The sequence below is a fragment of the Microcoleus sp. D2_18a_D3 genome (genome assembly GCF_036702455.1).
Taxonomy (GTDB): Bacteria; Cyanobacteriota; Cyanobacteriia; order Cyanobacteriales; family Microcoleaceae; genus Microcoleus.
Window position 1 is genome coordinate 2,241 of the sequence record NZ_JAUBTK010000122.1, and the last position, 12,554, is coordinate 14,794.

At 48.7% G+C, this 12,554-nt stretch carries 5 protein-coding genes; 4 read left to right on the top strand and 1 reads right to left on the bottom strand.

Going from position 1 to position 12,554, the window contains the following annotated elements; all coding sequences use genetic code 11:
• Together QUB06_RS31985 and QUB06_RS31990 are read left to right on the top strand one after the other, a co-directional pair.
• Positions 1 to 1,218, top strand: a 1,218-nt coding sequence (locus tag QUB06_RS31985; RefSeq protein ID WP_333438703.1) for a calcium-binding protein, incomplete at its 5' end; no start/stop codon positions are given.
• 312 nt (positions 1,219 to 1,530) lie between these two features.
• Positions 1,531 to 7,314 (top strand): choice-of-anchor Y domain-containing protein, encoded by a 5,784-nt coding sequence (locus QUB06_RS31990; protein ID WP_333438704.1) that lies wholly within the window; start codon positions 1,531 to 1,533, stop codon positions 7,312 to 7,314.
• Between the two features lie 387 nt (positions 7,315 to 7,701).
• Here QUB06_RS31990 and QUB06_RS31995 read toward each other — a convergent pair whose 3' ends face one another.
• Positions 7,702 to 9,318: a Ppx/GppA phosphatase family protein gene (locus tag QUB06_RS31995; protein WP_333438705.1), complete on the bottom strand. Its 1,617-nt coding sequence runs from the start codon at positions 9,316 to 9,318 to the stop codon at positions 7,702 to 7,704.
• A gap of 210 nt (positions 9,319 to 9,528) precedes the next feature.
• Between QUB06_RS31995 and QUB06_RS32000 the strand changes: the two genes are divergently transcribed.
• Both QUB06_RS32000 and QUB06_RS32005 read left to right on the top strand, forming a co-directional pair.
• Positions 9,529 to 10,413, top strand: coding sequence for a 4-hydroxybenzoate solanesyltransferase (locus QUB06_RS32000; RefSeq protein WP_333438706.1), 885 nt, complete (start codon positions 9,529 to 9,531; stop codon positions 10,411 to 10,413).
• 619 nt (positions 10,414 to 11,032) lie between these two features.
• The coding region (locus tag QUB06_RS32005; RefSeq protein ID WP_333438707.1) for a pre-peptidase C-terminal domain-containing protein at positions 11,033 to 12,554 on the top strand (1,522 nt) is incomplete at its 3' end.

A 12,554-nucleotide genomic window follows, 5' to 3' on the forward strand; every position in this document is an offset into this window, starting at 1 on the left:
ACTCCAAAGGAAACTCCCACGGAAACTCCAAAGGAAACTCCCACGGAAACTCCAAAGGAAACTCCCACGGAAACTCCAAAGGAAACTCCCACGGAAACTCCGACTCCCACAGGAAATCCAACTCCCGCGGGAACTACAGATGATCGCGATTGCATTTGCGAACAGATTACCCTACCCGCGATTGGTTCGATTCCGGGCCCGAATTCAGTCGATCGCACTTTCAATGGCACTGACGGCGACGACTTCCTCATCGGCAGCAATCTCAACGACGTTATCAGCGGTTTCAACGGCGACGACGTTCTGCTGGGCGAAAAAGGCAACGACAATATTTACGGGGGACTGCCCAGCAATATCCCCCTTGGCCCGAATGCAGACAAAGACTTGCTGTTTGGCGGCAATGGCAATGATTACCTCAACGGCGCCGGCGACGACGATCGCATTTTCGGGGGTAAGGGCGATGATGTGGCGATCGGCGGCAAAGGCGATGACTTGATTTGGGGCGACAAAGGCAATGACACTCTCGTTGGAGCTCAAGGTAACGACAGCTTGTTTGGAGGCAGTTTTGACCCGTCTAGCCTTGACTCGACTGGACGCGATTTGCTGTTTGGCGGTGCGGGCAACGACTTCTTGAATGGGGGAGATGCTGCGGATACTCTAAGTGGCGAAGAGGGCAATGATAGTGTTTATGGCGGCAAGGGCAATGACATTGTGGTGGGGGGTACTGGCAACGATTTACTGTTGGGCGATCGCGGCAGTGATAGCATTTGTGGCGACGATGGGGACGATACTATTCTCGGAGATAGTGCGATCGCTCTTAACGGTCAACCAGATTCCCTGTGCGGTGGTGCTGGCAATGATTTGATGTTTGGCAACGGCGGTAGTGACAAGCTATGCGGCGAGGAGGGTAACGATACTCTCTATGGCGGTAAAGGCGACGATTGTTTGATTGGCGGTTTGGGCAATGATATTCTCAGCGGTGGCATTGGGCGCGATCGCTTTGTTTTAAGAGCAGGTGAAGGCAGCGATATAATTACTGATTTCACAAAAGGTGAAGATTTGCTGGTGTTAGGGGGCGGTCTAACTTTTGGTCAACTTAGTATTACCCAAAGCGCTAATGCAGCTTTCATCAGGATTGGTGAGAACGGTCAACTGTTGGCTGCTTTGAATGGAGTGCAAGCTAGTGCGATCGGTCTGAATGATTTTACCATCTTCGGGTAAGCACAACTTAATTAACTAAGGTGCGTACTCCGCACCTTAGTTAATTATGTAGGGTGCACAGCGCGTAGCTTGCCGCTATGAGTAGTGTATCAAATCACTTTTTGCGTCCGGGAGTGCGATCGACAATAATCCAAGCTTTTGCTTGACAATGCTCAGCACTCCCGGTATTATTTTAGTAATAAAAATGACTTAAAGAAGCCACTGTACGGAGAAACTACTGACAGTGTATTTACGTAAATAAAAATTAAATGTAAAAAAATTGATAGTAGTTGGCAGCTAATACATAATCATCTCAAATTTAGGTGCATCTAGATGGGACAGATAATTATTAACGAATTCCGGCGGAACGGGCAATTCCTGGGGAATGAGTATGTGGAACTGCTGTTGACGGAAGATGTAAGTGCAACTCAGCTTCAGAGCTATTTTGTGGGGGATTCAATTGGTGCAACAGCACAGAAAAATTCTGCTTATCAGTTCAGGAACATGGCGAGGATTGCTCCTGTATTCAAGGCAGGAACCATAATTGCGATCGGCGGTTCAGGTGTCATTCCTACTGATGATATTACCTACAACCCCGTTGCCGGCGGAAATGATGCTGATTGGAACATTCAATTGCTGATAAATAACGCTGCTGGCGGTACTTATCTCAATAATGTCTTAGTCGGAACTAACGCTTTTGGTGGGGATTTTGCAGCATCAGATATTGTTTGGGTAGATACTAGCAGTGCGGGAATTACTTCTGTTGATTCCCTCGCCTGGAGGACATCGGGAACACACGGAGCCTTTGGCAGTGCAGCTAAGGTGCAAATTCCAGCACCACCCAACGGGGGTAATGTTGAGTTTTCCAGCGCTATTGGCGGCATCAACAAAACTGCTAGTTATACTATAGATAGTCCCGGCTCCTTGGGTTTGCCCAACGGCGGAATTAACACTATTTATATTAACAGCCTCCGCAACCGACCGGTTAACATTGCTCCGACTTTGGCAACTCCTAATCTTAATCCGCCGATCGCAATAAATGAAGATATACCCAGCGCCGCTAACACAGGCTTTAGTATTTTTAACCTCACTAGCGAGTTAGGCGGTGAGGCTAATGGCGATCCTTTGGGTGTTGCAGTCACCGCTGCAGACAATAGTAACGGTAACTGGCAATTTTCAACAGATGGCAATACTTGGACAAATTTCGGCACAGTGTCGGAAACTTCAGCAACAGTGCTCGGCCCGACTCCTCTTTATAATGGCTTACTTGGTAACACTCCCAGTTCTCAAAATAGGCTGTCTTTGACTAACTCAAATTTTGCTTCTCCTACCGCTACAGCTTCAGAATTTTTTAGCGGTAATGGAGTTAATTTAAACAGCACTGCGGACAATAGAATTTATGCTGGCTATACAAAAAATCCTTTAAATCCGTCATTTCCCCCGCTCGATCGCAGTACCGGCTTTAGCTTGTCTTTTAATCTTCAAATTATCTCGGAATCCCGCACTAATCAAAATTGGGCGGGTTTTAGCATTGTTGCCGTTACTAGCGATCGCAAAGCCATTGAAATCGGTTTCCAGCAGCTATCTGAAAACTCTGGCAATATCTTCGCACAAGGCGACGGCATTACTCCCAACCCAGGCGGACAAACCAACGGCTTATTTCTTGCAGCCGAGAATGTTGGTTATAACACCAATATTGCTACTAACTACACTCTCAGAGTTCAAGGTGACAAATACTTTCTTTCCGATGGCAGCGAGATCATACTAACCGGCCCGCTGCGCGATTATTCAGGATTTAGCGACCCGATAGATCCTTACGAAACTCCTAATTTTATATTCCTCGGTGACGGCACTAACTCGGCGCAAGCTAACATCAACCTGACGCGGGTTTCCCTGCAAACGCCTGCGAGAGTCCGCTTTGTACCCAACCCAAACTATTACAGTACCCCTGGAAGCGAACCAACAATTACTTTTCGGGCGTGGGATGGAAGTAACGGAGTGGGTAACGGTACTGCTGGCGTCAATGCTTCTGTTACCGGGGGAACAACGCCGTTTAGCACTAATAGTTTAACAAGTTCGATCGCAGTTAATCCAGTCAACGATCAACCTTCGTTTGTCAAAGGGGTCGATCGCACTCTCAGCAGCAATTCGGGGCCACAAACCATCCCCGGATGGGCGACTGAGATTTCTCCAGGCCCTAACGAATCAGGACAAACAGTGGCTTTTCAAGTGGTAGGGAATGATAATGCTGCTTTGTTTAGTGTACAACCTGCGATCGACTCAGCGGGGACGCTAACCTTTACACCGGTGCCGGGGGCGATCGGCAGTGCTAATATCACTCTAAACCTGAGAGATAATGGCGGTAGAGATAACGAAGGGCTCGATACTTCTGACGACCAATCGTTCATTATCAACCTCACCAATCCAGGCACATTTAATTTCAGCAAGGCCAACTACAGCGTTAATGAAAACGGTCAATTTGCCACAATTACCGTTACTCGCACTGATGCTAATGTGGCTGCTGCTGTCAGTTACAGTACAAGTAATGGCACTGCTAATGCTGGTAGTGACTATAACCAGAAATCGGGAACATTAAATTTTGGCAGTGGCGAAACTACTCAAACTTTCACGATTGCAATTATTGATAATTCCGAAATAGAACAGGATGAAACTGTTAATTTAACTCTGAATAATCCCACTAACAAAGCAGATTTAGGAGCCATTTCTAGTGCTGTTTTGACTATTGTAGATACTACTCCGACTCCGACACCTGCGGAAACTCCAACTCCGACACCGACTCCGACACCTGCGGAAACTCCAACTCCGACACCGACTCCGACACCTGCGGAAACTCCAACTCCGACACCAACTCCGACGCCTGCGGAAACTCCAATTCCGACACCGACTCCAACTCCTGCGGAAACTCCAATTCCGACACCGACTCCGACGCCTGCGGAAACTCCAACTCCGACACCGACTCCGACGCCTGCGGAAACTCCAACTCCGACACCGACTCCAACTCCTGCGGAAACTCCAACTCCGACACCGACTCCGACGCCAATTCCTGCGGAAACTCCAATTCCGACGCCAACTCCGACGCCGACGCCAATTCCTGCGGAAACTCCAATTCCGACGCCAACTCCGACGCCAATTCCTGCGGAAACTCCAACTCCGACGCCGACGCCAATTCCTGCGGAAACTCCAATTCCGACGCCGACTCCGACACCTGCGGAAACTCCAACTCCGACGCCAACTCCGACACCTGCGGAAACTCCAACTCCGACACCGACTCCGACACCTGCGGAAACTCCAACTCCGACACCAACTCCGACACCTGCGGAAACTCCAACTCCGACACCAACTCCGACGCCGACGCCAATTCCTGCGGAAACTCCAACTCCGACGCCGACTCCGACACCTGCGGAAACTCCGACGCCAATTCCGACACCAATTCCTGCGGAAACTCCAATTCCCACACCGACGCCAATTCCGACTCCGACACCTGCGGAAACTCCGACACCTGCGGAAACTCCGACGCCAATTCCGACTCCGACGCCTGCGGAAACTCCAATTCCGACTCCGACGCCTGCGGAAACTCCGACTCCGACGCCTACGGAAACTCCAATTCCGACTCCGACGCCTGCGGAAACTCCAATTCCCACACCGACGCCAATTCCGACTCCGACACCTGCGGAAACTCCGACACCTGCGGAAACTCCGACGCCAATTCCGACTCCGACGCCTGCGGAAACTCCAACTCCGACACCGACTCCGACGCCTGCGGAAACTCCAACTCCGACACCGACTCCAACTCCTGCGGAAACTCCAACTCCGACACCGACGCCAATTCCGACGCCAATTCCTGCGGAAACTCCAACTCCGACGCCGACTCCGACACCTGCAGAAACTCCAACTCCGACGCCGACGCCAATTCCTGCGGAAACTCCAACTCCGACGCCGACTCCGACACCTGCGGAAACTCCAACTCCGACGCCAACTCCGACGCCAATTCCTGCGGAAACTCCAATTCCGACGCCAACTCCGACGCCGACGCCAATTCCTGCGGAAACTCCAACTCCGACGCCGACTCCGACGCCTGCGGAAACTCCAATTCCCACACCGACGCCAATTCCGACTCCGACGCCTGCGGAAACTCCAATTCCCACACCGACTCCGACGCCTGCGGAAACTCCAACTCCGACACCGACGCCAATTCCGACTCCGACGCCTGCGGAAACTCCAATTCCCACACCGACTCCGACGCCTGCAGAAACTCCAACTCCGACGCCGACTCCGACGCCTGCGGAAACTCCAATTCCCACACCGACGCCAATTCCGACTCCGACTCCGACACCTGCGGAAACTCCGACTCCGACACCTGCGGAAACTCCAACTCCGACTCCGACGCCGACGCCTGCGGAAACTCCAATTCCGACTCCGACGCCTGCGGAAACTCCGACTCCGACGCCTGCGGAAACTCCAATTCCCACACCGACGCCAATTCCGACTCCGACACCTGCGGAAACTCCGACACCTGCGGAAACTCCGACGCCAATTCCGACTCCGACGCCTGCGGAAACTCCGACGCCAATTCCGACTCCGACGCCTGCGGAAACTCCAATTCCCACACCGACGCCAATTCCGACGCCGACGCCTGCGGAAACTCCAATTCCCACACCGACTCCGACGCCTGCAGAAACTCCGACGCCTGCAGAAACTCCGACGCCTGCGGAAACTGCGATACCAATTCCGACGCCAATTCCTGCGGAAACTCCAATTCCGACACCAATTCCGACACCGACGCCAATTCCTGCGGAAACTCCGACGCCTGGGGAAACTCCGACACCAATTCCGACACCAATTCCGATATCTGCGGAAACTCCAATTCCGACGGCTAAACCTGGGGAAACGCCGATCGCCAATCAGAATTCGATCACCCCAACCACATCTCCACCAACCGAAACCCCCACACCTGCGCTAATTCCTGTGGCTTCGGAAGACTGTATGTGCGATCGAATCACTTTACCCGATCGCACTTCCATTCCCGACCCCAATATCCCTGAAAATATCCTCAACGCTACAGACAGCAGCGATTCCCTAATCGGCAGCCATATTAATGACAGCATCAACGGTTTTAACGGCAGCGACTTGGTAATTGGCTTTCCAGGCAACGACAATATTTACGGTGGCCTTGCTAGCCCAGTTACTGTTGGCGCGGATGCAGACAGCGACACCATATTTGGCAACGAAAATAACGACTATCTCGTCGGCCACGCTGGGAATGACATTATTTATGCGGGTAAAGATCCAGATGTGGCGATCGCAGGCAAAGATAATGACGTAGTTTGGGGCGACAAAGGCAGCGATACCTTGCTTGCCGATGAAGGTAATGACAGTTTATTTGGCGGCACTTCTGATGCGTCTGACGGTGGCTTGACCGGAAAAGATTTGCTTTTTGGCAATAACGGCAACGACGTTTTGTACGGGCAAGAAAGCGAAGATACTCTAAGCGGCGGCAAGGACAATGATACCTTACACGGCGGCAAAAATAACGATATAATTTGCGGCGATTCGGGCAAGGATTTGCTGTTTGGAGAGTTGGGAAATGACACCATCTGCGGCGGCGAGGGCGAGGATACGATTTTAGGAGATATTGACAATATCGCGACGGATGCTAGCAGTCAAAAAGATTATTTGTGCGGCGGCAGCGGCAATGATTTAATTTTTGGTAATCAAGATGCCGATCGATTGTGCGGCGGTGACGGTAGCGATACTCTGTACGCGGGTGAGGGTGATGATACTTTGATTGGGGGAATTGGCGACGACTGGTTGAGGGGAGACTTCGGAAACGATACGCTGCAAGGGGGAAGCGGGCGCGATTACTTTTTCTTGACTGCGGGAGAAGGCCGCGATGTAATCGCTGATTTTACGCAAGGTGAAGATTTATTAATTTTGACGGGAGGGTTAACGGTCGATCGACTCAGCATAGTTGAAGAAAACACTACAACTTTTATCAAAATTGCCAACACAGATCAAATCTTAGCTAGCCTCAACGGCGTGTCAGTTAATCTCATCACTCAACAGGATTTTACAGTAATTGGGCTACCTGGTTTGTAGATAATATGGAATCCAGTTGTATCAGAAGGATCGCTAATATCCTGTCCGATCGATTAACCATAATATCCCGGTGGGGGCGGGTTTTTGAGATGTCAATTATTGGCAGGTATTGTTGGTGAGGGGAGCCCCTACAAAAATCGATCTCGCTCGACCGGACATGATATGAGACACTACTTAAATCTTTCGTATAGCGTCAGCCAATAGTCATAATCGCCTTGATTTATCCTCTCTAAAATTAATCTACCCTGCCTTCAGAAGGCAGGCTAGGGCGATCGCGAGGAGTATGGAGTCAAACACAATATTGGTACTAGACTTGGGGTTAAGTTGAAACTGTAGGGTGCGTACTTCGCAGCCTACAGTCTCTCGTTTCCAGGCTCGGCTTTGTATTTAAACCGGAATCAGAGTCGGTTCCAAAGTTGCCACTAATTTGAGATTGTACTCATATTCAAAACACGGCTTTTTATAATCCAAACTCCACAGTTCTAGAGCGCAATCGTCTTCGGGATTGAGCGGTTGTAGTCGCAAGTGAAACTCTCTAACTTCCGGGCGGTGTTGGCATTTAAAATCATAAATTGCGCCTATTGGCCGCCTATCTAAAGCCACAGCTAACCGCAGAAACGGATGCAATTTACTGACTAATTCTCGGTAAGTTTTTGGGAGAACACTAAAATTTTCGTGCTTCTTTTTAGGAGGATTCTTCCGGTGATATCGAGCCAAATTGGCAATTACTTCAATCTCTGTTTCAGTGTAGCCCAATAACTCACCATTGCGAATTAAATAGTAAGAATGCTTGTGGTGCGCTGAATGACTGACGTACAAACCGCAGTTGTGCAGAATCGCGGCAGCCCACAGCAACTCGCGTTCTTCGGTTCCCCAGTTGTGTAGAGTTCCTTGAGTTTGGTCGAAGAAATTGAGCGCAAATGCTGCGGTTCTTTCGCTTTGTTCTAAATTGACTTGATATTTGTCAGCCATGTGCAGAATGCTGCGCTGGCGGATTGAACCTTGATAGCGCAAGCGGTTTTCAATTAAACCGTGCGCCAGCATCCAGTCAACAATTACGCCTTCTCGTAAAGAGCGATCGCAAACAGTCAGCGATTCAATTCCTAATAGTGTCATCGCTTCTTGCAAAATCAAAGATCCTGCCAGAATAATTTCCGCCCGCTTATCGGACATTCCCGGAATTGCCAGCCTTTCCGAGTAAGAAAGTTTGCGAAAACGATTGACTAAATCGCGTAAATCTTTTAAACTTAACTGATATCCGGCTAGGGGATTCGGCACAGTTCCAAACTTTTCGCGAGCGTTAATTGCAGCCAGAGTTTCGATGGTTCCAGCAGTGCCAATCAAGCGCAAAGGTTCGCCAGCATTGAAGTGAGAGCGCAATTCGTCGATCGGTCTTTCCAGCGAAATCCGAATATAAGCTTGCAAATAAGCAAACTCCTCCCTGCTAATCGGGTCAGTTTTGACAAATTGTCCTGTTAAGCGAACAGCACCAATTTTTGTACTGGTGAGACAGCGAGGCTCAGAACTGTCTCCTAAAATCAACTCCGTAGAACCGCCCCCAATATCAATAATCACCTGCGACTGATTGTTAAACTCCATACCCGAAAGAACGCCGAGATAAATTCTCCGCGCTTCTTCCTGACCGGAAATTAAACTAACATTCAGGTCTAATTCTTCAGCAACTTGTTTGAGAAAATCCCGCCCGTTAGGAGCTTCCCGAACTGCACTCGTAGCCACAGCGATAATTTGTTCGGCATTGAAAGTTTTAGCAATATCTTGAAAGCGGCGCAGAGTGGCGATCGCCCTTTCCATCACCTCGGACTTCAAGCACCCTGTCTTAACCTCACAATCGCCCAACCGAACCGTATCTTTTTCTCTAGCAATAATCGTAAACGCGGGCAATTTCGGATCGATGCGCGCCACCACCATGTGAAACGAGTTAGTACCCATATCAATAGCAGCAATAATGCGATTTGACTCCGCAGAAGCAAGTGAATTAACCATTGGAGTATCGGGGTTGACAGATATTTATGATTATTTCACGAATCCAGTTAGGGATTCTATTAAATTAGCTAAAATCTGGAAGTGCTGACTGGGCAAGACTTTCACCTGTTTTAAATTCCGATAGAAGTATGCTCGCCAGCAGAGATAGTAAGTGATTGTGCCTAAAATTTGATAAAATCTAGAGTTAAAAATATCAAATCTACAATCGAAATGCTTACAGAGCCCGATCGCCAACCCGAATCCACATTGCTAACCGTCGTGAGGCTTTTGAGATGGGACAAACCAGCAGGAAGGCTCATTTTAATGATTCCAGCCCTCTGGGCCGTCTTTTTAGCAGCCGATGGGAGGCCGCCTGCAGCATTGGTGGGCGTGATTGTGTTGGGAACCCTAGCCACGAGTGCGGCTGGATGCGTCATCAACGACTTGTGGGATCGCGATATCGATCCCGAAGTAGAAAGAACTCGATCGCGCCCCCTAGCATCCCGCGCCCTCACCGTGCAAACTGGAATAGGAGTTGCATTAATTTCCTTTGCTTGCGCGGCGATTCTCGCTTTTTATCTCAATCCTTTAAGTTTCTGGCTGTGTGTGGCCGCCGTACCAGTAATTATCTGCTATCCCCTAGCAAAAAGATTTTTTCCAGTGCCGCAATTAGTGTTATCAATTGCCTGGGGTTTTGCAGTTTTAATTAGTTGGAGCGCTGCCGTTGGGAAACTAGAATTAGCGACTTGGCTGCTGTGGGGTGCAGTCGTGCTGTGGACATTAGGATTTGATACAGTTTATGCGATGAGCGATCGGGAAGATGATTTGCGTTTGGGGGTGAATTCCAGCGCGATATTTTTCGGGGATAATGCTGCTAATGCTGTGGGTTTTTTCTTTGTTGGTACAGTCGCTTTGTTAGCAGCAATGGGGATTAATCTGCACTTGCACATTGGTTTTTGGATGGCAATTAGTGCGGCGGCGGTTCTGTGGTTTTTGCAGTACAGTCAACTGCGGAAGGCGGATATTCCTAAGCTTGTTTACGGCCAAATCTTTCGCCAAAATGTTTGGGTGGGGTTTGTCATATTGGCGGGAATGATTGTTGGGGAGATTTTTTAATTTATTGTAGGGCTTTTCCCGCAGGAAACGGGTGTGAAACTCGAATGATTGAAGTTTGAAAGAAGAGCTTCACATCGATTTAAGCCTGAAAGCCTGTGTCTCTCTGCTTTGTATCGAAGTCTCCAACGGCTGCACGATCCAGAAAAAAGGGGATGTGCGATCGCTTCTTCCCCGTTTTTCTGGATTATACATAAATATACTTACTTATTAATGCAATTGAATTAAACTGTTCGGAGAGATTACTGATGCGTGGGCTTCTAAAAACTGATATGATTTTTCTGTATTAGACAATTTTATACTCACTTATACTAAATTACTGAGTATAAACAAGTACGTCTTTTATCCCGCAGGTATGGAAATTGGGTACAGACAACATTTTCACAGGAAAAAAATAAATGTCTAACGGTGCCATTTCCTACTCGCTATTAAACCCTCTGTGTAAAGTTTCATTACAAAAGGCAAAAAAAATTCGGCGCTGTCTGATACATACATAGCGGCACAAAGTGAAGCGAGTTTAAAGACTGTGTAAAGTTTTGCTCATTCAGTTGCATTCTCGTGCATTATTAGTACAGGCGAGACAAGATAAAAGTAACTACCTAGAAAAAAAGGTAAAAAGACTATGGCTGATAACTTTGCTAACCGAATTTTGCTCAGTGGCGCACCTGTGAGTACAACAGGGTCAAATATTGGATCCACCGGAGAAGTAGGTGAACCTACCCAAAGTCCGGTAATTAACTCGGAGTGGTGGTCTTGGACTGCACCCGGTACCGGAACCTTTACTATTGACACTAACAACAGTAATTTCGATACTTACTTGTCGGTTTTCACTGGTTCTGCGGTTGATAACCTCACTCTGATTGACTCCGATGATGATGATGGAGAGGGTACGAGTAGCCTGATTAACCTGAATGCTATAGCCGGGACAACCTATCAAATAGCTGTCGATGGTTTTAACAGTAATACCGGTTCGATTCAACTTAATATTGGCGCTCCCCCTCCAGCCAATGACAATTTTGCCAACCGAATTGCTTTGACAGGTTTAACAGCCAACGGTACAGGCTCAAATATTGGAGCCACCGGAGAAGTAGGTGAACCTAGCCAAAGTCCGGTAACTAACTCGGCGTGGTGGTCTTGGACTGCACCCAGTAGCGGGCCCTTTGCTATTGACACCAACACCAGTAATTTCGATACTTTCTTGTCGGTTTTCACTGGTTCTGCGGTTGATAACCTCACTCTGATTGACTCCGATGATGATGATGGAGAGGGTAACAATAGCCTGATTAACCTGAATGCTACAGCCGGGACAACATATCAAATAGCTGTCGATGGTTATAACACCAACTTAGGTGAGATTCAACTTAATATTGCCGATACTCCTCCAGTCAATGACAATTTTGCCAACTCAATTGCTTTGACAGGTGAAACAGCCAGCGCTACAGGCTCAAATATTCGAGCCACCGGAGAAGTAGGTGAACTTGGCCAAAGTGGCACAACTAACTCGGCGTGGTGGTCTTGGACAGCACCCAGTACCGGAACCTTTACTATTGACACCAACACCAGTAATTTCGATACTTACTTGTCCGTCTACACTGGTTCTGCGGTTGATAACCTCACTCTGATTGACTTCGATGATGATGATGGAGAGGGTAACAATAGCCTGATTAACCTGAATGCTACAGCCGGGACAACATATCAAATAGCTGTCGATGGTTATCAGAGTGCTACAGGTTCGGTTCAACTTAATATTGCAGCCGATACAGGGATAGGCACTCCTGGCCCTGATAACTTAACCGGAACTCCCAATCCAGATACGCTCAATGGATTGGCCGGCAACGACACCATCAATGGATTGGCCAGCAACGACACCCTAGATGGTGGCGATGATAACGATCGTTTAGACGGAGGACTCGGACTCGACCAACTTAGAGGCGGATTGGGTAACGATATTTTCGTTGTGGATAATGCAGGAGATCTCGTCACTGAACTTGCCGGTCAAGGAACCGATTTAGTGGAATCTGGCATCACCTACACCTTACCTGTACAAGTTGAAAACCTGACTTTAACAGGCAGCGCACTGATTAACGGCACCGGAAATACTCTAGCCAACACTATTATCGGCAACACCGCTAGTAATTTCCTCA

Coding starts and splice junctions, on each gene's coding strand:
- QUB06_RS31990 (WP_333438704.1), top strand. CDS start 1,531: ATGGGACAGATAATTATTAACGAATTCCGGCGGAACGGGCAATTCCTG.
- QUB06_RS31995 (WP_333438705.1), bottom strand. CDS start 9,318: ATGGTTAATTCACTTGCTTCTGCGGAGTCAAATCGCATTATTGCTGCT.
- QUB06_RS32000 (WP_333438706.1), top strand. CDS start 9,529: ATGCTTACAGAGCCCGATCGCCAACCCGAATCCACATTGCTAACCGTC.